The sequence below is a fragment of the Paenarthrobacter sp. PH39-S1 genome, assembly GCF_030063245.1.
In the GTDB taxonomy this organism is placed as follows: domain Bacteria; phylum Actinomycetota; class Actinomycetes; order Actinomycetales; family Micrococcaceae; genus Arthrobacter_M.
Genome location: NZ_JASISR010000027.1, coordinates 19,513 through 42,876 on the forward strand (window position 1 = coordinate 19,513; position 23,364 = coordinate 42,876).

The 23,364-nt window shown below is 64.4% G+C and carries 25 protein-coding genes and 1 riboswitch; of the genes, 20 read left to right on the top strand and 5 right to left on the bottom strand.

Annotated features, from left to right (window positions below; all coding sequences use genetic code 11):
• Window positions 1–127: 127 nt before the first annotated feature.
• Window positions 128–1,468, bottom strand: coding sequence for an MFS transporter (locus QMG52_RS16070; protein WP_283561429.1), 1,341 nt, complete (start codon window positions 1,466–1,468; stop codon window positions 128–130).
• 231 nt (window positions 1,469–1,699) lie between these two features.
• Between QMG52_RS16070 and ftsY the strand changes: the two genes are divergently transcribed.
• Entirely contained in the window at window positions 1,700–2,905 is a 1,206-nt protein-coding gene (ftsY, locus tag QMG52_RS16075) for a signal recognition particle-docking protein FtsY (RefSeq protein ID WP_283561430.1), read from the top strand.
• A gap of 329 nt (window positions 2,906–3,234) precedes the next feature.
• On the opposite strand, the gene QMG52_RS16080 is transcribed toward ftsY, so the two are convergent.
• The gene (locus tag QMG52_RS16080; RefSeq protein WP_283561431.1) at window positions 3,235–3,426 is read right to left on the bottom strand and encodes a hypothetical protein; all 192 of its coding nucleotides are present in this window, start codon (window positions 3,424–3,426) and stop codon (window positions 3,235–3,237) included.
• A 296-nt stretch (window positions 3,427–3,722) separates the two neighbouring features.
• Here QMG52_RS16080 and QMG52_RS16085 point away from each other — a divergent pair, with 296 nt between their 5' ends.
• From QMG52_RS16085 to QMG52_RS16095, 3 genes are all read left to right on the top strand, one after another.
• Window positions 3,723–4,142 (top strand): hypothetical protein, encoded by a 420-nt coding sequence (locus QMG52_RS16085; protein ID WP_283561432.1) that lies wholly within the window; start codon window positions 3,723–3,725, stop codon window positions 4,140–4,142.
• 248 nt (window positions 4,143–4,390) lie between these two features.
• Window positions 4,391–5,773, top strand: coding sequence for an ammonium transporter (locus QMG52_RS16090; protein WP_283561433.1), 1,383 nt, complete (start codon window positions 4,391–4,393; stop codon window positions 5,771–5,773).
• Window positions 5,770–6,108: a P-II family nitrogen regulator gene (locus tag QMG52_RS16095; protein WP_283561434.1), complete on the top strand. Its 339-nt coding sequence runs from the start codon at window positions 5,770–5,772 to the stop codon at window positions 6,106–6,108. Before QMG52_RS16090 ends, QMG52_RS16095 begins: the two co-directional genes overlap by 4 nt.
• Before the next feature lie 184 nt (window positions 6,109–6,292).
• Here QMG52_RS16095 and QMG52_RS16100 read toward each other — a convergent pair whose 3' ends face one another.
• Complete coding sequence (locus QMG52_RS16100; RefSeq protein ID WP_283561435.1) at window positions 6,293–7,867, bottom strand: glucose-6-phosphate dehydrogenase; 1,575 nt, start codon at window positions 7,865–7,867, stop codon at window positions 6,293–6,295.
• Window positions 7,868–8,046: 179 nt separating this feature from the next.
• On the opposite strand from QMG52_RS16100, the gene ffh reads away from it, so the two are divergent.
• Together ffh and QMG52_RS16110 are read left to right on the top strand one after the other, a co-directional pair.
• The gene (gene ffh / locus QMG52_RS16105) at window positions 8,047–9,621 is read left to right on the top strand and encodes a signal recognition particle protein (protein WP_283561436.1); all 1,575 of its coding nucleotides are present in this window, start codon (window positions 8,047–8,049) and stop codon (window positions 9,619–9,621) included.
• A gap of 9 nt (window positions 9,622–9,630) precedes the next feature.
• The gene (locus tag QMG52_RS16110; RefSeq protein ID WP_283561437.1) at window positions 9,631–10,326 is read left to right on the top strand and encodes an alpha/beta fold hydrolase; all 696 of its coding nucleotides are present in this window, start codon (window positions 9,631–9,633) and stop codon (window positions 10,324–10,326) included.
• Between the two features lie 139 nt (window positions 10,327–10,465).
• On the opposite strand, the gene thiC is transcribed toward QMG52_RS16110, so the two are convergent.
• Window positions 10,466–12,385, bottom strand: coding sequence for a phosphomethylpyrimidine synthase ThiC (gene thiC, locus QMG52_RS16115; RefSeq protein ID WP_283561438.1), 1,920 nt, complete (start codon window positions 12,383–12,385; stop codon window positions 10,466–10,468).
• A riboswitch (TPP riboswitch) is annotated at window positions 12,382–12,491 on the bottom strand. (Overlaps the previous gene by 4 nt.)
• A gap of 49 nt (window positions 12,492–12,540) precedes the next feature.
• Between thiC and QMG52_RS16120 the strand changes: the two genes are divergently transcribed.
• The 14 genes from QMG52_RS16120 (at window position 12,541) to QMG52_RS16190 (ending at window position 22,176) form a co-directional block, all read left to right on the top strand.
• Entirely contained in the window at window positions 12,541–13,056 is a 516-nt protein-coding gene (locus QMG52_RS16120; protein ID WP_283561439.1) for a GNAT family N-acetyltransferase, read from the top strand.
• Window positions 13,057–13,339: 283 nt separating this feature from the next.
• Window positions 13,340–14,230: a VOC family protein gene (locus QMG52_RS16125; protein WP_283561440.1), complete on the top strand. Its 891-nt coding sequence runs from the start codon at window positions 13,340–13,342 to the stop codon at window positions 14,228–14,230.
• A gap of 46 nt (window positions 14,231–14,276) precedes the next feature.
• On the top strand, window positions 14,277–14,714 hold the full coding sequence (locus QMG52_RS16130) for a hypothetical protein (RefSeq protein ID WP_283561441.1): 438 nt from the start codon (window positions 14,277–14,279) through the stop codon (window positions 14,712–14,714).
• A gap of 188 nt (window positions 14,715–14,902) precedes the next feature.
• Entirely contained in the window at window positions 14,903–15,310 is a 408-nt protein-coding gene (rpsP, locus tag QMG52_RS16135; RefSeq protein ID WP_283561442.1) for a 30S ribosomal protein S16, read from the top strand.
• Window positions 15,311–15,315: 5 nt separating this feature from the next.
• Window positions 15,316–15,558 carry an RNA-binding protein gene (locus tag QMG52_RS16140; RefSeq protein WP_196396074.1) on the top strand — a complete coding sequence of 81 codons (243 nt, stop codon included), beginning with the start codon at window positions 15,316–15,318 and terminating at the stop codon, window positions 15,556–15,558.
• 168 nt (window positions 15,559–15,726) lie between these two features.
• On the top strand, window positions 15,727–16,344 hold the full coding sequence (rimM, locus tag QMG52_RS16145) for a ribosome maturation factor RimM (protein ID WP_283561443.1): 618 nt from the start codon (window positions 15,727–15,729) through the stop codon (window positions 16,342–16,344).
• Window positions 16,345–17,316 carry a tRNA (guanosine(37)-N1)-methyltransferase TrmD gene (gene trmD, locus QMG52_RS16150; RefSeq protein WP_283561444.1) on the top strand — a complete coding sequence of 324 codons (972 nt, stop codon included), beginning with the start codon at window positions 16,345–16,347 and terminating at the stop codon, window positions 17,314–17,316.
• Between the two features lie 73 nt (window positions 17,317–17,389).
• Window positions 17,390–17,857 (top strand): hypothetical protein, encoded by a 468-nt coding sequence (locus tag QMG52_RS16155; protein WP_283561445.1) that lies wholly within the window; start codon window positions 17,390–17,392, stop codon window positions 17,855–17,857.
• A 249-nt stretch (window positions 17,858–18,106) separates the two neighbouring features.
• Complete coding sequence (rplS, locus tag QMG52_RS16160) at window positions 18,107–18,466, top strand: 50S ribosomal protein L19 (protein ID WP_283561446.1); 360 nt, start codon at window positions 18,107–18,109, stop codon at window positions 18,464–18,466.
• Window positions 18,467–18,478: 12 nt separating this feature from the next.
• On the top strand, window positions 18,479–19,219 hold the full coding sequence (gene lepB, locus QMG52_RS16165) for a signal peptidase I (RefSeq protein WP_283561447.1): 741 nt from the start codon (window positions 18,479–18,481) through the stop codon (window positions 19,217–19,219).
• On the top strand, window positions 19,220–20,221 hold the full coding sequence (gene lepB / locus QMG52_RS16170; RefSeq protein ID WP_283561448.1) for a signal peptidase I: 1,002 nt from the start codon (window positions 19,220–19,222) through the stop codon (window positions 20,219–20,221). It begins immediately after the preceding gene.
• Window positions 20,222–20,342: 121 nt separating this feature from the next.
• Entirely contained in the window at window positions 20,343–21,386 is a 1,044-nt protein-coding gene (locus QMG52_RS22375) for a ribonuclease HII (protein WP_502920552.1), read from the top strand.
• 7 nt (window positions 21,387–21,393) lie between these two features.
• Entirely contained in the window at window positions 21,394–21,720 is a 327-nt protein-coding gene (locus QMG52_RS16185; protein ID WP_283561449.1) for a DUF2469 domain-containing protein, read from the top strand.
• A 99-nt stretch (window positions 21,721–21,819) separates the two neighbouring features.
• Complete coding sequence (locus QMG52_RS16190; protein WP_283561450.1) at window positions 21,820–22,176, top strand: YraN family protein; 357 nt, start codon at window positions 21,820–21,822, stop codon at window positions 22,174–22,176.
• 30 nt (window positions 22,177–22,206) lie between these two features.
• On the opposite strand, the gene QMG52_RS16195 is transcribed toward QMG52_RS16190, so the two are convergent.
• Window positions 22,207–23,178 carry an acyl-CoA thioesterase gene (locus QMG52_RS16195; protein ID WP_283561451.1) on the bottom strand — a complete coding sequence of 324 codons (972 nt, stop codon included), beginning with the start codon at window positions 23,176–23,178 and terminating at the stop codon, window positions 22,207–22,209.
• Window positions 23,179–23,364 lie beyond the last annotated feature (186 nt).

Sequence of the window (23,364 nt, forward strand, 5' to 3'; positions counted from 1 at the left end):
ATCAGTGCATGCAGGTTTCCGGACCGACCGTGCTCTGGCGGAGGTAGGGTGCGGATCAGACGGCGTCTGGGCTGACCCAGGGCTGGGACCGGACGGCATCTAGGACCCCTCGGCGCTTTCACCGGCTTTAGCCGGTCGGGCGTTGCAGGGTTTCAGTTGCCTTGAGCCACGCACCAATTCCGATGGCACCCACGACAGCCGCCATCCCAAACGCCGGACCGTAGGAGAAAGCATCAACGACGACGCCGGCGGCGATGGGACCGAGGATGGTGCCGAAATCCTGACTCATTTGGAAAGTGGCAAGCACCTTGCCGCCGGAACGCTCTGTGCCGATGATGTCCGCCACGGAGGATTGCTGTGCCGGGCCGAAGAGTCCGCTGCCCACGCCCGCAATGGCGGAGACGATGAAGAACACCGGGACGCTGGCGGTGAGTCCGAGGACGGCCATGGCGGCGGTGTTGACTGCCAGCCCGGTGATCACCATTGGTTTTCGCCCCCAGGTATCCGCCAGCTTTCCGGAAAACGTCAGGGCAACACCAGTTCCGATGGCGAAGACGGCCAGGGAAACACCGGCCACCGCAGTCCCGCCGTGGAGCACTACCGTGGCGAACAGAGGAACGAGTGCCATCCGGATGCCGAAGGCGGACCACCCGTTGGCAAAGGCCGAGATCAGGGCGGCCCGGTAGCTGCTGTATCCCATCGCCTCCCGCACTGGCATCGAGGTCTTCACGGTCGCTGGCACCACTTTTGCCGGTGCTGCGTCGGCCGGTGCTGCGTCGGCCTGCACGGCTTCGGGCCGTGCCAAACCGGCGGTGCTCCCGGGCCGGCCAGCCAATGCCGTCGTTGTCAATCTGGTCGTGGCGGCCAGACGTGCCAGCCGCGCGGGACGCAGCGAGGTTGCCACCACGATTGCCGCCACGAGGAGCGTGCCGGCATAGATCAGGAACGGAAGCTTCAGACCCAGCCCTGCCATGAGGGCGCCGGCAGCCGGACCGGCGATGTTGCCCAACAGGAAAGACCCTGCATAGGCACTGTTCACCCGGCCGCGGGCGGTGGGCGGTGAGAGGCGGACCAGCAGCCCCATGGCCGCAACCGTGAACATGGTGGATCCAACACCCCCGAGTCCGCGGAAGATCAGCAGCTGCCAGTAGTCCTGCGCGAACGCACAAGCAGCGGACGACAGGGCGACTATCAGGATGCCCGTGATGTAAATCCAGCGCTCGCCGAAGCGCTCCACCAGTTGACCGCTAAAGGGTGCGAACACCAGCCGGGCAAACGCAAAGACACTGACCACCATGGCCGCGGCGCTGACGGAAACACCGAAGCTGCGGGCAAACTGGGGCAGCACGGGAGCAACCAGGCCGAAGCCGAGGGCGATCACGAAGGCCGCGGCGACCAGAACACTGATTTCGCGCGGTAAGGGCAGCTTGGCTGGCCGTGCGGCGGTGGGGCGGGGCTCGCGAATCATAGTGTCCCGAGTCTGTCATAACACGGCCCGACTGAGGATGAGCGGACCGGCTGAGGAGCTGAGGATGTCCGGCCGGACGGGGGATGGTGCGCGGCCTCCGTGGAGGCGCGGGCCGGGGGTCGCTGCGTCGTCGTCGTTCTGCCGCCGGTCCGTAGGCCAACACGGATTCCCAAGCCACGACCGAAAAACCAAGCCCGCGCGGATGTCACCCCGCTATGAGAAGCTAGAAGCGTGAATGACACTCTTCTGATCGTCCTGTACGTCGTGATCGCGCTCGCCGTCATCGGCGCGCTGATCCCGGTCCTGCTCAAGGGCCGACGCAGCAAGGGTGTCTACGGCACCACCAGGGATGCAAATGATCTGCCAGCTGCCGGCGGAGGCGCAACCCTGCTGGAGGACCGTCCGGATAAGGTCTCTCCGCCCGTCCCGGAGGCGCCGACCGCGGCAGTTCAGGACCAAGACCTGCTGGACGATCTTGCCGGTCTGGAAACGCTGCCGGCAATCGAGACGCCGGCCGCGGTGGAGGGCCGCCTGGTCCGCCTGCGCGCCCGGCTGGTCCGGTCCAACAGCGCGCTGGGCAAGGGCCTGCTGACGCTGCTGTCCCGGGATAACATCGATGAAAACGTCTGGGACGAGATCGAAGAAACCCTGCTGCTGGCCGATGTTGGCACCGCGCCGACGCTTGAGTTGGTGGATTCGCTGCGGGCCCGGGTGAAGATCCTCGGCAGCCGCACGCCGGAACAGGTCCAGCAGATGCTCCGCGAGGAGTTGGTCAAGCTCGTTGATCCGACGATGGACCGTTCATTGAACACCACCCGCCATGATGACCGCCCAGCGGTGATGATGGTGGTAGGCGTCAACGGTGTCGGCAAGACGACGACCGTCGGCAAACTGGCCCGTGTACTGGTGGCCGAGGACAAGGACGTGCTGCTCGGGGCGGCGGATACCTTCCGTGCTGCGGCCGCGGAGCAGTTGGCCACCTGGGGGCAGCGCGTCGGTGTTCCCACGGTGAAGTCCGACGTTGATGGTGCTGATCCGGCATCGGTCGCTTTCGAGGCGGTCAAGGCCGGAATTGAGCAGGAGGTCGATGTCGTGATGATCGATACGGCCGGCCGGCTGCAGAACAAGGTCGGCCTGATGGACGAGCTTGGCAAGGTCAAGCGCGTCATCGAAAAACAGGCCACCGTGGATGAGGTGCTGCTGGTGTTGGACGCCACCACCGGTCAGAACGGGCTCGCGCAGGCGAAGGTGTTTGCCGACGTCGTCAATATCACCGGCATAGTACTCACCAAACTGGACGGGACCGCCAAGGGCGGCATTGTCGTCGCGATCCAGAAAACGCTGGGCGTGCCGGTCAAGCTGGTGGGTCTGGGCGAGGGTGCCGATGATCTGGCCCCCTTCGACGCCGAGGATTTTGTGGACGCCCTGCTCAATTGACACCCGTCGCCCCGAGTCGACGAGCGAGGGCCTGTGTGGCCTGTAGAACTCCGTCCCTGCTCCGACGTCGTCCCCGTGGACGAGGCTGCATCGACCCCGCTGCATCATCAGGTCCACCAGGTAGTGCGATGCGTCGTGTTCGTTGCGTATCTTATGGACCGATTCCCCGAGATCGGAACCGCCCGTCTGCCCGCCAGCGGGCTGCGCGGCACCAGGTTCGGCTTGGGTTTCTTCCCGACGGGACAGTATGTCGCTGTATCGCAAACAGCCTCGGCAAGGTCCTTGAAGGCCAGACACGCTGCGGCCCGAGCGGGCTGGCCGCCGGCGGACTATCCAGAGGGTGATGATTTCCATTCCTCGCCGCTGCCGAACGTTCGAACCGAGAGCCGGACGCGCAATGGGGCATTCCATTCGACCGACTCGCGCAGACATTGGAGGCCTTCACGGAATTTGGACAGGGTCTCGTGGACACCTTCGTCCAAACTCCGTTCCACCGCCAATTTGACGATCAGTGCCTCCATTGCCCCCTCCATCGCCGAGCCCGTTTCAGGAGCTCGAGACGGACGTCCAGACGGGCACGGCCTTCGAAACCATATTTGAATTTCATCGCAGCCCAAATCTTCCAGATCGTGAAAAACTCTCCGTAGAGCGAATAGAAGCGGTGGACCGCGTCCAGGTCCAGCTCGCGCTGCATCTTCCGAATATCTCAACGGGCCGAGATCCTGTTGCCGGCTATCCAGCCCAGCAGGAGCGTAAGAACGGCGGCACATGCCGCTGGAATGCCTTGATAAACGCCTCTGCCAGTGACTCGTTCGCCATGTCTGCTCGGCCGGACGCCTACGGTGCAGCGCTGGAGAGGGCGAGGGTTCACGCGTTGGAGTGGCTCGCGTCCGTGCCGACCCGCCCGGTGGGTCCGCGGGCCAGCGCCGACGATCTGATGGCGGGATTTGCCGCCGAGCTTCCCGAACAGCCCACGAACCCGGGCGCGGTCATTGATGAAATGGCCGCCTTTGGCGGAGCCGGGGCTGATGGCGATCTCCACTCCGTTTCCTTTGATCCGTTCGGCGAGGCCGTCTCCGTGGCGCATGCGCGTGGTGCCTGGGTGCATGTGGGCGGCGCTGCGGTCCCTTGGCCGCGCCGGCATGTGCTGCGGATTTCCGTGAGCAATTGGTCCACGGACGGCGACGCCATCGCACAGTCGTTGGCGGCCGTGCAGCGTGCTGCGAAGCAGCGTTAATCCTCGGTTGGGGCACCTCGTTGGGGAAGCCGCGCCGTCTACTGCCCCGGCAGAACAAGTTTCCGTTACCTGCCGGAAACATGGTGGTCGCACAGTCTTTACGCAGCCGCCGTTGTTGTAACACGACGGCAATCCACGGCCAGCGCGGACGAAACACCCCAGAGTCAATCTTGTAGAGACAGATTGCACCAAGCGGCGGCCCCCGAGCGGGGCTGGCGCAATAATTCTCTACAGAAAGGCCAGCCACCATGAACACAGGTGACACGGCGTGGGTCCTAGCCTCCGCCGCTTTGGTTCTGCTGATGACGCCCGGGCTGGCGTTCTTCTACGGCGGTATGACCCGGGCCAAGGGTGTGCTGAACATGATGATGATGAGCTTCGGGGCGATCGCCCTGGTCGCGGTGCTTTGGATCCTCTACGGCTACTCCACTTCCTTCGGCCCGGATCTCTTCCACGGCCTGCTGGGCAATCCAGTGCAGAAATTTGGCTTGGAAGGCGTTCTGGACACGGGGGCGAATGCTCCGCTGGTGGGAACCATTCCGGAAATCGCCTTTGTCGGATTCCAGGCCGTATTCGCCATCATTACGGTGGCGCTGATCTCGGGCGCCATCGCTGATCGCGCCAAGTTCGGAGCTTGGCTGCTGTTCGCCGGGATCTGGGTCACCCTCGTCTACTTCCCTGTGGCGCACTGGGTTTTTGACTTCAACAAGGACGCGAACGGCAACCCGATCGGCGGGTGGATCGGCCAAGGGCTGGGCGTCATCGACTTCGCCGGCGGCACCGCGGTGCACATCAATGCCGGTGCGGCCGCCCTGGCGCTGGCTCTGGTGCTGGGCAAACGCAAGGGCTTTGGCAAGGATCCGAGCCACCGCCCGCACAACCTGCCGTTGGTGATGCTCGGTGCCGGTCTACTCTGGTTCGGTTGGTTCGGCTTCAACGCCGGCTCCGCGCTGGGCGCCAACGCCGTGGCCGGTTACGCCTGGATCAATACCCTGGCGGCTCCGGCAGCGGCAACGCTGGGCTGGCTGCTGGTGGAGCGGCTGCGCGACGGCCACGCCACTTCGCTGGGTGCCGCCTCCGGTGCCGTTGCCGGGCTGGTGGCCATCACACCGGCCTGTTCCGCGCTCACGCCGATGTGGTCGATCGTTCTGGGCCTGCTCGCCGGAGGAGTGTGTGCGCTCGCTGTCGGACTGAAGTACAAGTTCGGGTATGACGATTCGCTCGACGTCGTTGGGGTGCACTTGGTGGGCGGCCTCTTCGGCACGCTCTTCATCGGACTCGCGGCGAATCCCCAATCCCCGGCGGCCGGCACGGGACTGTTCTTCGGCGGCGGTCTGGAGCTGCTGGGCAAACAGGCCATTGGCTCCTTCGCCGTCCTGCTTTATTCATTTGTTGTCGCATTTATCATCGGTTGGATCATCCAGAAGACCATGGGCTTCCGGATCCCCGTGGAGCACGAGCTGGACGGGGTCGACGTCAGCGTCCATGCGGAAACGGCCTACGACTTCGGCGGCCGGGTGGGGGGCAGCTTCCACCCCTTGGACGAAGCGCTAGCCCTCCATGGAGCAGGCCACGCCGAAGACGGCGCCCGCCAGAGCAGTATGGGCAATAAGCTGAAGGTGGAAGCATGAAACTCATAACGGCAATCATTCGTCCGGACAAGCTCGACGACGTCCGAGGCGGCCTGGAAAGCTACGGCGTGCAGGGACTCACCGTCAGCGGTGCCCACGGATACGGGCGCCAGCGCGGCCATACCGAGGTCTATCGCGGGGCGGAGTACACCGTGGACCTGCACCCGAAGATCAGGATCGAGGTCCTGGCCACGGATGACCAGGTGGACGATCTGGTGGACGTGATTGTCTCCACCTCCAACACCGGCCGGGCCGGGGACGGCAAGGTCTGGACCGTTGATGTCCACGAGGCAGTCCGGGTCCGCACCGGAGAGCGCGGGTCTGCCGCGGTTTAGGCTGCTCCGGCCGTCAGGCGGCAGAAATGGACACTCGCCCCCGCTGCTGTGGGGGCGATTGTCCATTTCTGAGCCGATGTCCTCGACAACCCGCAACTCTTTGGGGGCACTGCCCGCGGGGTTCCCGGCCGTCGCTTAAGGGTAGCGTCGCGCAGTGGCGGTGACCGTCGTCGTCGCTATATAGTCAGCGCTTACCGGACGACTTGGACGTTTCCCAGTCGGCGGGGCCGCTCGAGCCGGCTGGGTAATCCTGCAGCGGTACCTTATTTTCCCGCCAGGCCTTCAGCGTCGGCTCCACGATCCGCCAGCACTGTTCGGCCGTATCACCGCGTACCGAGAGCAATGGGTCTCCGTTGAGCACTCCGTCCAATACCTCGCCGTAGGGGAGTAGCTCGTCGCTGGCAAGATCCGTTTCCAGAAAAACGCGGTCCAAAGTGAAGAGATCGCCGGGACCGTTGACATCCAGATCAAGTTTGAGGACGTCCGGGCCGAGGCCCAGGTGCAGCCTCGTGGGCCGGTCGACCCCCTTGAACCCGGTGGGCAGGTGCGGCACGGGTCTGTAGGTGATTACGACCTCCTTTTGCGCCTTGCCAAGGGACTTGCCCGAGCGCAGGATGAACGGGACCCCGGCCCAGCGCCAGTTTTGGATGCGCACCTCCACCTCGGCCAAAGTTTCGGTGTTGTTGGCCGGATCCACGCCGTCTTCGGCAACATAGTCCGGGACATTGCGCGCGCCGAGGTTTCCGGTGGTGTAACGGGCACGCCGGGTGCTGGCCGTGAAGTCATCGCTGATGCTGCTGGCCCGCAGTACGGCGGCAATGCCATCGCGGACGTCGCGTTCATGCAGTGTGGCGGGGGCCTCCATCGCCATGATGGCCATGACCTGGAGCAAATGACTTTGGATCATGTCGCGCAGGGCGCCGGCCCGGTCGTAATAGCGGGCGCGGTTCTCCAGCGTCAGGGCTTCGTCAAAAACGATTTCCACCTTCGCGATGTGGATGCTGTTCCATAACGGTTCCAGCAGCCGGTTGGCGAACCTCAGACCGAGGATGTTAAAGACGGTGGACTTACCCAGGAAATGGTCCACGCGGTGGATGTGATCCTCTGGGACCAGTCCGGCCAGGGTGTGGTTCAGCGCCCGCGCCGAGGCTTCACCCGAGCCGAATGGTTTCTCCATCACCAAACGCGTCCCCGGTGGCAGCTCGGCGGCTGTCAGGACCTCGCACGCGCGCTGGCTCACGGCCGGCGGCAGCGCAAAGTACACGGCAATGGGCGCCTGCAAAGTGGCCAGGAGTTTGGTCAGCTCACCCGGTGCGGTGACATCGAGGGTGTGGTAGCTGGTGCCCTTCTGCGTTGCCGCCAGGGCGGCTTTGCCACCGGATTTGGCCGCGGGTGCGGCTTCGGCGAAGGTCGTCGAGACGCGGTCCGTCCATTGTCCTGCCGTCCAGTCATCGCTGCCGGCCCCCACCAGACTGATGCCACTGGCGCGGCCTGCGGCGATCAGCCGCGCCACTCCGGGCAGCAGTAGCCGGCCGGTCAGGTCTCCGGAAGCTCCCAGAATAAGCAGGGTGCGGATGGTGCCGTCGGTGTCGGCGCGCGGGCTTTCCGTGACGCGTGCGGACGTGCCGTGGCCCGACGAGCTGGGCGTCGGGCGGCCGGTCGGGGTGCCGGTCGGGGTGCCGGGTGCGGCTCCCGAAGTCCCGGCTCCCGAAGTCCCGGCCGTGGATGGATGTTTGGAGGAGCTCTTAGCGACAGTCATTTTGTCAGCATGCCACCGAATGACGGATATTTCAGCCCCCCGTGCCCGAGGATTTCCCGAATGAAGCGGTAGCCGTCCTGCGCTTGATACCCTAGATAGTTGAGTCCCCAGATGTGCTTCTCCTATCTGTCTACAGGGGCATGTCCAGAGCTATACCTGAGGAAAGAAGTACACGGCGCGTGTTCAACTCACTATCTGACCGGTTGACAGCAACCTTCAAGAACCTGCGCGGCAAGGGCCGTCTGACCGAGGCCGATGTTGACGCCACGGTGCGGGAAATCCGCCGTGCCCTGCTGGACGCCGACGTTGCCGTCCCCGTGGTGCGCGAATTTACCGGCAAAATCCGCGAACGGGCGCTCGGCGCCGAGGTCAACGCGGCGCTGAACCCGGGTCAGCAGATCGTGAAGATCGTCAACGAGGAACTCGTGGCGATCCTAGGCGGGGAGACACGCCGGATCCGGCTGGCGAAGAACCCGCCGACGGTTATTATGCTGGCCGGTCTGCAGGGTGCCGGTAAGACGACGCTGGCCGGAAAACTCTCCAAGTGGCTCAAAGGGCAGGGCCATAGTCCCCTCCTGGTGGCCGCGGATCTGCAGCGTCCGAACGCCGTCAGGCAGCTGCAGGTCAACGGTGAACGCGCCGGCGTTCCGGTTTTCGCCCCGCATCCGGGCGTCAGTTCTGAGTTTGAGGCCGCTACTGGTGACCCGGTCGCCGTCGCCCGCGCCGGTGTCGCAGAGGCGCGCGCCAAGCTGCACGACGTCGTCATCGTTGACACCGCCGGCCGTCTGGGCGTGGACGCCGAGCTGATGCGCCAGGCCGCCGACATCCGCGCCGCCATCGTCCCGGACGAGGTGTTGTTCGTGATCGATGCGATGATCGGCCAGGACGCCGTCACCACGGCACATGCGTTCGATGCGGGCGTCAACTTTACCGGCGTTGTGCTGACAAAGCTCGACGGCGATGCCCGCGGAGGTGCGGCGCTTTCCGTTGCGTCGGTGACCGGCAAGCCCGTGATGTTCGCCTCCACCGGTGAGGGGCTGGACGACTTCGAGCTCTTCCACCCGGACCGGATGGCCGGGCGCATCCTGGACATGGGTGACGTTCTCACTCTGATCGAACAGGCCGAGAAGAACTGGGACAAGGACGAAGCGGCCCGGATGGCGCAGAAGTTCGCCGACCAGGAAGACTTCACGCTTGATGATTTCCTGTCCCAGATGCAGCAGATCCGCAACATGGGTTCGATGAAGAAAATGCTGATGATGATGCCCGGTGCGGCCAGTATGCGCCAGCAGTTGGAGAACTTCGACGAACGCGAAATCGACCGGGTCGAGGCAATTGTCCGCTCTATGACCCCGCACGAGCGGGTGGCCCCGAAAATCATCAACGGGTCCCGCCGTGCCCGCATCGCCCGCGGCTCCGGCGTCCAGGTATCCGAGGTCAACGGGCTGTTGGAGCGCTTCGGCCAGGCCCAGAAGATGATGAAGAAAATGGCGCAAGGCGGCGGCATTCCGGGCATGCCGGGAATGACCGGTCCGGGCGGCGGAGCCCGCAAGGCAGGCAAGAATGCGCCGAAGAAGAAGGCCCGCTCCGGCAACCCGGCCAAGGCGGCCCAGCAGCTTCGTGAGGCGGAGGAAAAACGTGCCAACACCTCCAGATCGCTGCCCACCGGCTCCGCATTCGGGCAACAGGGCGCCGAAGGCTTTGACCCTTCGTCGCTGAATCTGCCCAAGGGCTTCGATAAGTTCCTGAAGTAGATAGGACTGATGAGCAAAGAACGGATCGTTTTCGTCCACGGCTCCGGCAGCTTCGGCGCCGCCGCGTGGCCCCGCCAGCACGGCCTTGCCCGCGATTACGATGCGCTCTTCGTCAAACGCCTCGGTTATGACGCGGCCGCCGAGCCGGTTGCGTCGGATTTCCTCGCGGACCGGGACATTGTGCTGGATTCCCTGGGCGAGGGTGGCCATGTGGTGGCGCATTCCCAAGGCGCCATCGCGGCGATGCTTGCCGCCGTGCAGGCGCCCGACCTGGTCCGTTCGCTGGTGCTCGTGGAACCGGCCTGCCTGTCGATCACAGCTGAGCTGCCCGCAACCCAGGCCTACCGGACCCGGCTGGAACCGCTGTTTTCCCGCCGGCTGGAGATGACGGATGAGGAGTTCAGCGGGGAGGCTATCCGGATAGCCCATGCCATGCAGGCCCAGCCGGTGACGGATGAGTCCCGCCGCCAGGCACGTCGAATGCGGCTGCAGGCCCCGCCGTGGGAAGCTCCGCTGGAGATAGTGCCCGGCGTCCCGACATTGGTGCTGACCGGCGGATGGGAGCCGCTGTACGAGGAAATCGCGCAATACCTGGCCTCCACCGGCGCCGTGCACCGCATTACCGCCGGCGGCCACCAGCCGCAGGAGACAGACGCCGGCGATCGCCTGATGCGGGACTTCCTGCGCGCCCACCGCTGCGTCTGACTCCCCGCTCCGCCTGATCGTGACGACCATATCCGGACGCCGAAATTTCGGCGTCCCGGGGCTAAAGGGGGCAGATTTCAGATCGCGGCGCGGGTCCGGCGGCAAAAGATGCGCGCAGCAGGCTGGGAACGGCGCCGACTCAGCCGGCCAACTCCGCGGCTGACTTCCGTAGTTCGATTTTCGGCAGGTAGACCTTGCCGCCCGCCTCGCGGAACTCTGCGGACTTTTGGTTCATGCCCGCAATAACTTCCTGCTCGCTCATCGAGCCGTATTTATCCCGGATGTCCTGGCTGATTCGCATGGAACAGAATTTGGGGCCGCACATCGAACAGAAATGCGCAGTCTTGGCCGGCTCGGCGGGAAGCGTCTCGTCGTGGAACGCCTCCGCCGTCGCCGGGTCCAAAGAAAGAGCAAACTGATCGCGCCAGCGGAACTCAAAGCGCGCCTTGGACAAGGCGTCATCGCGCAGATGGGCTCCCGGATGACCCTTGGCCAGGTCCGCGGCGTGGGCGGCAATCTTGTACGTGATCACGCCGGTCTTCACGTCGTCCTTGTTCGGAAGGCCCAGATGCTCTTTCGGCGTTACGTAGCACAGCATCGCCGTTCCATAGCGGGCAATTTCGGTCGCACCGATGGCTGAAGTGATGTGGTCATAGCCGGGTGCCACGTCCGTGACCAACGGACCAAGAGTGTAGAACGGAGCGCCGTCGCACAATCGCTGTTGCCGCTCCACGTTTTCGCGCACCAGATGGAAGGGGATGTGTCCCGGACCCTCCACCATGACCTGCACGTCATACTTCCAGGCGCGCTTGGTCAGCTCAGCCAGGGTATCCAGCTCGGCGAACTGTGCCGCGTCGTTGGCATCCGCCGTCGAACCCGGACGCAGTCCGTCACCGAGCGAAAAGGCAACGTCGTAGCGCGCAAAGATTTCACACAGCTCGTCAAAGTGCGTGTACAGAAAATTTTCCCGGTGCTGCGACAAACACCAGCCGGCCATGATGGAGCCGCCGCGGGAGACGATCCCGGTGACCCGGTTCGCGGTCAGCGGTACGTACCGCAGCAGCACCCCGGCGTGGATTGTCATGTAGTCAACGCCCTGCTCACATTGCTCGATTACCGTGTCGCGGAAGATATCCCAGGTCAGCGCGTTGGCCTCGCCGTTGACTTTTTCCAGCGCCTGGTAGATCGGCACCGTCCCGATCGGCACGGGGGAGTTGCGGATCAGCCACTCGCGCGTGGTGTGGATATCATCCCCGGTGGACAGGTCCATCACCGTGTCGGCACCCCATTGCGTAGCCCACTGCAGCTTATCCACCTCCTCGGCGATGGAGCTGGTCACGGCGGAGTTCCCGATGTTGGCATTGATTTTCACCAGAAACGCCTTGCCAATGATCATCGGCTCGGACTCGGGATGGTTGACGTTGTTGGGGATGATGGCGCGACCGGCGGCTACCTCCGCACGCACCAGCTCCACATCGCAATTCTCGCGCAGCGCCACAAAACGCATTTCATCCGTAATGAGGCCCTGGCGGGCATAATGCATCTGCGTGACGGTTCTGTTGGCGACGGCGCGCCGCGGCTTGAGCGCAACTCCGCGCCATTCCGCCGAGGCAGCACCCCGGCGCTGGGCGGATTTGCCGTCGTCGAGGAGGGTCCGTCCGCGCCCGGAATAGGTCTCGGTATCCTGGCGGGCTTGAACCCAGGAGGCCCGAAACGGCTCAAGCCCAACCACCGGATCGCTGCCCGGCCCGGCGGTCCGGTAAATTCGAAACGGCGTATTCGGCACGCCGCCGGGCGAGTCCTCCAGCGCAATTTCGGTTACCGGAACCCGCAGTCCGGACGAAGCGTCCTCGACGAACCCCAATGAGTGGGACCTCAGGGACTGGGTCTCCACCAGTTGTTGTTCCGGGGAGGGGGGATTCCGGGGCGCGGCCTGTGACGGCCTGGACCATTCCGGCGCTGGCACCGGCACTGGCACTGCTGGCTGTACCGGAAGGGGATGGGCATTCGGGTCTTCCGTGGACGGATTCTGGGCTGAGCCGAACGGCAGAATACTCATTGCTGGTACTCACTTCCTTCGCCGGCATTACCCGGACAGGTTCAACGGTCGCAGACTGCATCAGCCCGATCTCAGCCCCTGCAACAGGGCTCCCGTGTGGTCGTAACCGAACATACACGGGGAATACCGTCGGTGGCCAGTCGTAGGCTCAATACATGCTTGAATTACGTCCGGCCGCCTTGGCCGAATTTTCCCTGCTGCCGGCCATCGAGGCCGCATCGGATACCCTCCTGACCCAAATTGCCGGCCAGCGCCTGACGCGCCCTATGCCGTCCGGGGCCGGCGCCGCGGAGTTCGCCGCGGCGTTGCACATCATGGTCGCCGGCAGACCTGCGGTGGCCTTCGTCAGGCTGGAGGAAGTCGATGGCCAGGCCCATCTGGAACAGCTCTCCGTCCAGCCGGACTTCGCCCGACACGGGATAGGCCGCGCGCTGATCCACGCCGCGGTCGCTTGGGCCAGGGAGTGTGGGTACCACGCGATGACGCTCACCACCTTCGCCGACGTGCCGTTTAATGCGCCGTTTTATGCCAGCTGCGGCTTCGCCGTGGACAGTTCGCCGGGCCCGGAACTTCTCCGGCGCCGCAATCACGAACGCGAGCTCGGACTGGATGCGCTGGGGGATCGTGTGGTGATGCGGATCAGCCTCGATGGCAAATACCCCCAGGCGTAAAGCACCCGCTCATCGTCCGGGACGGTTCCGGCGTTTCACCGCAGCGTCGGGCTGCCCCGGCAGGTTCACCGGGCGTCGGGCCGGCCCTGGTGCTTCACCGGAAGCCTCGTCATGAACTGACGCTTCAACCTGAAGTTTCGTCGACATGGAATAAATTGAAGCTTCAAGTAATTGATCTGGATAAGGGCCACGAACAGCACGTCGGCCACCAGTCGAATCCAACGCATATCACCGCAGCGGCCGAGGCTGTCACATCACCCACCGACACCGTCAGGAGCATGACATGCCCCCAACCACCTCGCCCCAGGACCTGCTCCCGGCCGACCTCGCCATGAGCACCGTGCTGCTTAAAGTGGGGGACATGAATGTCATGTCCGCCTACTATCAGCAGGCGCTGGGCCTGGATATCGTCACTGAGGCCGACGGCGGTCTTTACCTGGGACGGGAAAGTACTGCGCTGGTGCATCTCGCCCCGGCGCCGGGGCTGCAGGTGGGCCGCCGCGGGGAGGCCGGCCTGTTCCACACGGCGCTGCTGTTCGAGGACCAGTCCTCTCTGGCGGCCACGGTCGCCAGCGCCGCGCAGTTTGAGCCGCACGCCTTCGTCGGCAGCGCCGACCATCTGGTCAGCGAGGCGTTTTACTTCACCGATCCGGAGGGCAACGGCATCGAGTTGTACTACGACAGGCCGCGGACGCAATGGCAGTGGGAGGACGGGCAGGTGGCCATGGACTCGCTGGCCCTGTCCCCGCAGCAGTACCTCGACGAGCACCTCACCGAAGCGGTTCTGGCCGGTCAGCGGCAGCAGCATGCCGCCGTCGGCCACGTCCACCTGCAGGTCGGTGACGTGCAGAGCGCGCACGACTTCTACGTGGACACGCTGGGTTTCGAGAAGACGGCCGGCTGGCACGGTCAGGCCCTGTTTGTCTCCGCCGGCGGCTATCATCACCACATGGCCATGAATGTCTGGAACAGCCGGGGTGCCGGGCCGCGCAAGGACACGCTCGGACTCGGTGAGGTGCTGATTGCGCTGCGCAGGAAGGACGACGTCGGCGCTCTTGCCGAGCGGCTGGCCCACCATGGAGTCGCCGCGGCCAACACCGGCGCCGAACTGGTCTTCGCGGATCCGTGGAACAATCGGATCCGCGTTACTGTGGACACTGAGGCAGGCGCCTGAGTACGGCACGGCGGCTGCAAGACCATCGACGTTGGAGGCCGCAGCCTTGTCCACACTTTCGGAATTCTTCATAGCTGACCACCGCAGTGCCGTGGCCCACGCGCATGCCCTGGACGCGGGCAAGACCCCGCCAACGCAGCTGTCCCGGCTGGAAGTGCCGGACCTGACGGACCTGGATGTGGAGATCCTAGCCGAACTGGCCGTCAAAGCCGTCCATGCGACGGGGACCGACTGCGAGCTGGGACTGGTGGACATTGAACTGGACACGCTTTTCGTCGTGCCGGAAGCAGTGGCGGTGGTCTTTGCGGAACTGAAGGATCTGGAAGACCAGGACGATGTGACTGCGCTGGCCGCCGCCTGGGCGCAGACCGAGGAAATGTCGACGACGGCCGACGTCACCGAGCCGGTGGTGCGTGCGCTGTCCGAGCTGGCATCCGGGGCTGACGAGGACGCGATGATCAGCCTGTACTTCTGGTCCGAATAACCAGCGCCCGGCGGGCCGGCCGCGCTGTCGTCCCGGGTCGGATTGATCTGGCATAATGGGAAGGTACTCGATCCGCGCGGCCCCTCTCTCCGTGTGCCGATCCTGTCCTTAGAACCCTAACGATCGGCCCGCCCCACGGGAGCGTGACATAGGGTTTGCCCTCTTCAGAACCAGGAGTGACCACAAAAGTGGCCGTAAAGATTCGCCTTAAGCGCTTTGGTAAAATGCGCGCACCGTATTACCGCATCGTTGTTATGGACGCGCGCGCCAAGCGCGACGGCCGTGCGATCGAAGAAATCGGCAAGTACCACCCGACCGAGGACCCCTCGTACATCGAGGTAGTTTCCGAGCGCGCCCAGTACTGGCTTGGGGTTGGCGCCCAGCCGTCCGAGCAGGTCGCCGCGATCCTGAAGATCACCGGTGACTGGCAGAAGTTCAAGAACCTGCCCGGCCAGGAAGGCACCTTGCGTGTCAAGGCCGACAAGGTTCCCTTCGTAGCTCCCGAGAAGTCCTCGGTCATCGTCAAGGAGGCCATCACCACGAAGGCCAAGAAGGACGACGCTCCGGAAGCAGCTGCAGAGACGACTGAGGCGTAGTCAGGATGCTTTCCGAAGCGCTCGAGCACTTGGTCCGGGGGATCGTTGACAGTCCAGATGATGTCAAGGTCAGCGTCAAGAACAACCGCCGCGGGGAATCCCTCGAGGTGCGCGTTCACCAGGACGACCTGGGCCGGGTGATCGGACGTCAGGGCCGGACGGCGCGCGCACTGCGCACCGTTATTGCCGCACTGGCCAACGGCGAACCGGTGCGCGTCGACGTCGTCGACACCGACCGCCGCCGCTGACTCACTGCAGCGCAGCAGCACGGTTTTTTCTGAACGCAACAGTCAAGGATTTTTTGGCCCCGGCACCGTAATGGTGCCGGGGCCAGTCTTTTTTCACCGGCCGGGCTCGGCCGCCATCAGCGGATCGCGTGGATATTCGCGCCCCGGAAACAGCAAAGAGGAGTTCTTATGCAGGTTCAGGTTGCCCGGATCGGCAAGCCGCATGGCATCAAGGGTGAGGTCACCGTTCAGGTGCTCACGGATGCTCCGGAGAACCGATTCGTTCCCGGGGTTGAGCTGACGGTGGAGCCGGCCACGCTGGGTCCGCTGACAGTGGTCAGCGCCCGCTGGAACAAGGACATTCTACTGCTCGCCTTCGACGGAGTGACGACCCGTAATCGTGCGGAGGAACTGCGCGGGGGCAAACTATTCGTGGAGTCCGACGAGGTGGACGACGACGACGACGATGACGCATGGTATGAGCACGAGCTGGTCGGCCTGGAAGTTCGTGTCGGGTCCGAGGTGGTGGGGAAGGTCAGCGGACTGAACACCATGCCGGTGCAGGACCTGCTGATCGTTACCACCGCAGCGGGCGAGGAGATTCTGGTGCCGTTCGTGGCGGAGATCGTGCCCGAGGTCAACATTGCCGACGGCTATCTGCTGCTGACTCCTCCGGAAGGGCTGTTCACGGTGAATGCTGAGCCTGGGGAAGAAGCGGCCGTGACGGATACGCGCAAAACTGCGGATGCGACCGGGGAAAATGGACCTGCCGGGGAAGATGGCGCTGCCGGGAAAGACGCCGGATAGATGCGCGTCGATGTCATCAGTATCTTCCCTGAGTATCTGGCCCCGCTGGAGCTGAGCCTCATCGGGAAGGCCCGCCAGGACGGCATCCTGGATCTGCGCGTGCACAACCTGCGGGATTTCACCACGGACCGGCACCGTACCGTCGATGACACCCCGTACGGCGGCGGCGCCGGCATGGTCATGAAACCGGAGCCGTGGGCCCTGGCCCTCGAATCAGTGGCCGGGTCCCTTCCGCCGGTGGCCGACCATCTGAGCCCCGACGATCACGGGGCGGCCGGGTCCCTTCCGCCGGTGGCCGACCATCTGAGCCCCGACGATCACGGGGCGGCCGGGTCCCTTCCGCCGGTGGCCGACCATCTGAGCCCCGATGAACTTGGGGAGAGTGCCGCGCCGCGGTCCCCGGCGAAGCCGACCCTGATTGTGCCGTCCCCTGCAGGCGAGGTTTTTGATCAGGCATTGGCGTACCGGCTGGCCGAGAAAGAGCACCTCGTTTTCGCCTGCGGGCGCTACGAAGGCATCGACGAGCGCGTGCTGGAATGGGCGGCCGGCCCGTACGCGGTCCGGCCCGTCAGTCTCGGTGACTACGTCCTCAACGGCGGGGAGGTTGCCGTGCTGGCCATGGTGGAGGCCATCGGGCGTCTGCTGCCGGGGGTAATCGGCAATCCCGAATCGCTCGTGGAAGAATCCCACGCAGACGGACTGCTGGAATACCCGGTGTACACCAAGCCTTCCTCTTGGCGTGGGCGCGACATCCCGGACGTTCTGCTCAGCGGCAACCACGGCAGGATCGCCTCGTTCCGCCGGGACGAGCAACTGCGCCGCACCGTGGCACGCCGGCCGGACCTGATCGCCGCCCTTGACCCGGCATGCCTGAGCAAAGCGGAACGCGCCACGCTGTCGGATCTGGGTTACGTCGTCGTCGGCGGCCGTCTCAGCCCAGCCGCGTGCACTCAGACCGTTGGCGGACCGTGACAGAACCTCCCACCCGTGAGATTCTCTAGATAGGTCCGCGTTGACGGACACCCAGCCCAGGGAGGAAGCGGCCATGCCAGAAGAGTCAGGTATCCGCCAGGACTTGCTGGACCGCATCGAAGGGAAGCGGGACGGCGTTAACGCCTATCTGCACCGGGTTCGGCCCCGCCGCAACCGGCTGACCAACATCAGCATTATCGGCAGTGCTCTTGCCGCGGTCCTTACTGCCGGGCCCGCCCTGGGCGGCGCTCCCTTTTCCTCCGGCGTCCAGCACATCCTATCGCTCCAGGACGACTCGACGGTCTGGCGGGTGCTCTGTCTGGCGGCGCTGGTAACGTCGGTTTCGGCCACCATCGCCACCAACCTGTCCAAATCCCAGGATATCTCCGCCGAAGTTATTGCGGCGGAGGCCTGCAACGCGGAGCTTGAGGGGCTGCGGACCTCGCTGGAGTTCGGCATGCTGCCCATCAGGGAGGCCGTCAAGCTGTACCAGCAGTATGTGGCGAAGGTGCCGTTTGTCGAGGACACTCCCGCCCGTTAGCCCGCCGGTGCCGGACCGGTGATTAACCCCGACGGGGGGCCATGTGGCAGAATAGAACATTGTGTCCACTGGGTCCGCACCTGCCACAGGGGGAGCGTGACCACCGCAGCGGCACACCGGCCTTCCCCCAGCGGAACCGCCGGTCAAAACCAAACTTTCGGCGGAAACCTCCGCGGGCCTTTCGGGCTCCGGGCGTGGCTGCCGTGACACAAAAGCGAATGACCCGTGGCGTTCGCCAGGAGTGACACTATGCACATCCTCGATTCAGTCGATGCAGCCAGCCTGCGTACGGACGTCCCCGACTTCCGCGCCGGTGACACCCTCAAGGTTCATGTCAACATCATTGAAGGCAACCGCTCCCGCGTCCAGGTGTTCCAGGGCTTCGTGCTCGGGCGCCATGGCGACGGTCTGCGTGAAACCTTCTCGGTCCGCAAGGTCTCGTTTGGAGTCGGCGTAGAGCGTAAGTTCCCGGTGCATTCCCCGATCATTGAAAAGATCGAGGTTGTTTCCAAGGGTGACGTGCGCCGTGCCAAGCTGTACTACATGCGTAACCTGCGCGGCAAGGCTGCCAAGATCAAGGAAAAGCGCGATATCGTTCCCGCCAAGTAAGGGATCCGCACTTTGAACCAAACGGAACGCCGGTCCAGGAAACTGGGCTGGCGTTTTGTTGTGCTGGCCGTGGTGCTGGTGGTGATTGTCAGCGCCGTGATCCGCAGCTGCTGGCTGGACGTCTATTACATCCCCTCGGAGTCCATGGAGCCATATCTGCTGACCGGGGACCGGGTGCTGGTGTCCCGCACGGACTACGCCTCCGCTACGGTCCAGCGCGGCGACGTCGTCGTCTTCGACGGCCGTGGCTCGTTTGCCCCGCTGAACAGCGGCAAGGGTCCCGTCGCTGACGCCGTCCAGACCGTCGGGGTCTGGTTGGGGGTGGCCGGAAGCGACACGGTGTACGTCAAACGCGTCATCGGCGTTGCCGGCGACCGGGTCAGGTGCTGTTCGACGGACGGCCGGCTGGAAGTCAACGGCGCGCCGCAGACGGAACCATACCTGTTCCGGCGCGACCGGCCCAGCGATTTGTCCTTTGACGTGGTGGTCCCGCAGGATAAATTGTGGCTGATGGGGGACCACCGCTCCGTCTCGGCTGACTCGCGGTCGCTGCTCGGGGCGCCCGGCGGCGGTATGGTTTCGGTAGAAAAAGTCATTGGCAGGCCGGTCCGGATTCTCTGGCCACTAAACCGCTTTGGACCGCTTGAGCGCAGCGCATCCGAGCACCTTGCGTCTGCTCACGTAAAGTCTGATCACATAACGGTGCCGGCAATCATGCCGGCACCGCCGGCTACACCGAAGGACGCACAGTAAATGCCGCAGAACATCCCCGGCATCCCCGGCGAGTCTGAGCCGCGCAGTCCGAAGACGGACGACGACGGCGACGCTGCCGGCAGCGCCGACCGCGCCGCGGGTGGTCGGCTCCAGGGCGCTGCTGGCGCTGCTGGCGGCGGCGACAAGCGCACGGCGGGCACGGCGTCGGTCGGATCCGAACGGCACATCCACGGGGTGCATTCCGCTTCCTCGCACCCGGCCGGGCACGGGGCTCATTCGGCGGCCGCACCCGATCACGACAAAACAGCCGGTGAGCGGCTGCGGCGCGGTGCACTGGCCTGGCTGAAGGAAGTCGGCACGATCATTGTGATCGCCCTGGTGCTGTCCTTCCTGATCAAGACCTTCCTGTTCCGCGCCTACTGGATTCCGTCGGGTTCGATGGAGAACACGCTGGAAGAAAACGACCGGATCTTCGTCAACCTGTTGGTCCCGCGTCCGTTTGCCCTCGAGCGCGGCGACATCGTGGTGTTCAAGGACAGCCAGCAATGGTTGCCGCCTGCCGCGCCGCAGCCAGCCGGCCCGCTGAGCTGGGTCAAGGATTCCCTGATGTTTGTCGGCCTCGTTCCTGACGAATCCCAGCAGCACCTGGTCAAACGCGTGATCGGGCTGCCGGGGGACAGAGTCATCTGCTGCGACGCGGGCGGCAAAATCACCGTCAACGGGCAGCCGCTGACCGAGCCCTACCTGTATCCCGGTGCGGCACCCGCCGATCCGTCCAAGCCATTCGACGTAACGGTCCCACCCAACGAACTATGGGTGATGGGCGATCATCGCAACAATTCAGCGGACTCCCGCGCCCATGTGAACACGCCGGGGAAGGGCTTCGTGCCGATCTCCGACGTCGAGGGGAGAGCCACCGTCATCGCCTGGCCATTCAACCGGCTGGCCATTCTGGGGAACTATCCGGACGTGTTCGGGAATGTTCCGGCTCCGTCCCCCGCCGCGGCGACCGGTACTTCTAAACCCTCCCAAGGCAGGTAAAGACGGTCCGGCCATGAGCACCTTTCCAAAAGCCGCAGCCCCGCGGGCCGAAGCTCTTCGGTCCGCGCCCCGCGCCACGCCGCAGGCGGCTCAACAAGTGGCACCGCAGGCGGCTCAACAAGTGGCACCGCAGGCTCAACAAGTGGCTCCGCAAGCGGCTCAGAAGGGACGCTCTAAACCGACGTCCAAGGCCGCGGGAAGGAAGTCGGCCGCCGGCCAGGGCACCGGCACAACGGCAGCACCGACTCTGGTCTACGAACGCTCCTTCCTGTCCGACGGACACCGCCTGATCGCCGGCTGCGACGAGGTAGGCCGCGGTGCCTTGGCCGGCCCTGTCAGCGTCGGCATGGTGGTCATCGATGCCTCATCGCAGCGGGAGCTGCCCAAGGTCCGGGACAGCAAACTGCTCACCCCGGCGGCGCGGGTCGAACTGGTGCCGCAGATCAAAGACTGGGCCGTAGCCTACGGAATCGGGCATGCCACCGCCGCCGAGGTTGACGCCGTCGGCCTGATCGCCGCCCTGCGGCTGGCCGGAACGAGGGCGTGGCTGCAGGTGCTCGAATCGGGTGTCACGCCGGAAGCAGTCATTCTGGACGGCAATCACAACTGGCTCTCGCCCCGGACGGAACCCGGGGCGGCAACGCAGGAGCAGCCACACACACAGCCGTCATTACAGATGCCCGAACAGGCACAGCAGCCGTTCAGTCTTTTTGACGAGGCCTCGGACCTGGCTTCGGTGGCGACAACCGGGATGGAGCTGACGCCCGGTCTGGTGGCTATGCCGGAGAGGGTGCGGACCGCGGAAACGGGATGGACCACAGGTCCAGCGCCGGACGGGACCACAGGATCAAAGCCGGACCTCGCCGAAGAGGCGAGCGCCGTCGTCCTTTCCTGCGACGCTCCGGTGTTCACCAAAATCAAGGCCGATTTGCAGTGCCTGAGCGTCGCTGCCGCCAGCGTGCTGGCCAAGGTCGAGAGGGACGGCATGCTGACCGAGCTCGACGCCGTCCTCCCGGACTTCGGTTGGGCCGTCAACAAGGGCTACGCCACGGCCGCGCACCGCGCCGCGATCGCCCTGCACGGGCCTTCGCAGTACCACCGGAAGAGCTGGCGGCTGACCGCTGAGATCGATCCCGCGGCCAGGGCAGGCTCGGGTAAGGGATGATGGAACCATGAGTGCCGAAGATCTGGAAAACTACGAGACCGACATGGAGCTCCAGCTCTATCGTGAATACCGTGACGTTGTGGGGCTTTTCAGCTACGTTGTGGAAACGGAACGCCGGTTTTACCTGGCCAATCACGTTGACCTGCAGGCACGATCAGCCGACGGCGAGGTTTACTTCGATCTGACGCTGCAGGACGCCTGGGTCTGGGACGTTTACCGTTCCGCCCGTTTCGTGAAGAATGTCCGCGTCATCACATTTAAGGACGTCAACGTCGAAGAGCTGGTTAAATCCGACGATCTGACGATTCCCAAGGATGGACCGCTGGGCAACTGATCCTCTACAGCCGGTCGGGGGCCCTGCAGTGCCCACATCTGCGGCACCGCCACTTCCTTGTGCCCGGGAGCACCAGCCACGCTGGTGGTGGAGGTGCTCATGAAAGCGAAGGACGTTCTCGGACGACGCGGCGAAGTCCTGGCCGCGGACTACCTGGAAGACCGCGGCATCCGGGTGATCGACCAGAACTGGCGGTGCCGCAGCGGAGAAATTGACCTTGTCGCCTTCGACGGGACGTGCCTGGTGATTGCAGAGGTCAAGACCCGGCGTTCGTTGCGCTATGGGCACCCCTTCGAGGCCATTACGCCAGCCAAGCTGAACAGGCTGCGCACTTTGGCTGTGCTGTGGTCCCGGGACCATGGCGTCTTCCCGCCCTCGATCCGCATCGATGCGGTGGCCGTGCTCGACGACGGCGTAGCTGAACCCGTGCTGGAGTATCTGAAGGGCGTGGGATAGCCCGGTCGAAGATGTCCCGGCAATCCGGTGCTACCGCAGCCGGGTAAGAAGGTGGTTGGGCAACCGATTCCCCGGGGCGCGGCCGCGGATCTCCAATAGCTCGCGCGCGTGTGCCTGCAGGCGCCTGTCCTCGGCGGAGCGCGGCAGGAAGGTCGGAACCGGGACAGCGGTGCCGCTTTCGTCGCGGGCCACCATGACGGTAAGGCAATAGGTCGTCAGGTGCATCTCTCGGCCCTTGGGCTCACCTGACCTCACATGAACGGCAATATGCATTCCCTTGTTGCCCGTGTAGACCAGCCTCGCTTCAACCTCCACCACATCTCCGATCAACAACGGTCGGTAGAAACGCACCCCGCCGGAAAAGACGGCCACCGTGTCCATGCCGCAGTATCGGGAGGCACAGACGTAGGCGGCTTCATCAATCCAAGCCATGACAGTACCGCCGTGGACTTTGCCTCCCCAATTCACGTCGGTCGGCGATGCAAGGAAACGCAACGTCACCCGTTCCGCTGTTCCGTCTGCGGTGTATTCCTGACGACTCATCGCCGCAACGATTTCTTCACGCACCGTGATCCGTGCGACGGCCTGGTCCCTTTTTTCGATTTCCGGGATTGTCCTTGGCACATAAGGTGATACCGGGACCGGCTTGCCGTCAAGACCTACTGCCACAAAGATCACCAAGCACTGGCTCCGCATGGTCGCTTCGCCGCCGCGCACATCCCCGGAAGAAACCACTGTCTGAATGTGAAGGGAAGAGCGTCCCGTATAAATAATGGTCGCTTCAACCTCGACCATGTCTCCGCTGTTAACGGGAGCGGCAAAGTGGGTGTTCCCCACGTAGGCGGTGACGCAGTAGGACTTTGCCCACCCGACTGCGACGGCATAAGCGGCCTTGTCAACCCAGGCAAGGACAGTGCCAGCATCTACGGAACCACTGTGCCCAATGTCCGTTGGTGCGGCGAGGAAACGCAAGGTTACGACGTTACTGGCTGTCTCATTCATTGGATCCGGTCTCCTCCGTGGCGTTCCTTGTGCAGGATCAATCCGGCTGATCACGCGCACCGGTGATACTGCCTCCACCATTCTGTCTTGAAATGCTGTCCTGAAGACCTTCGTTAGGTCGTGTGACGTTCGCTACTGGCTCCGATTGTGGCTATAGTCACTCGGCCGGTACGGAGCCGTCGCCGG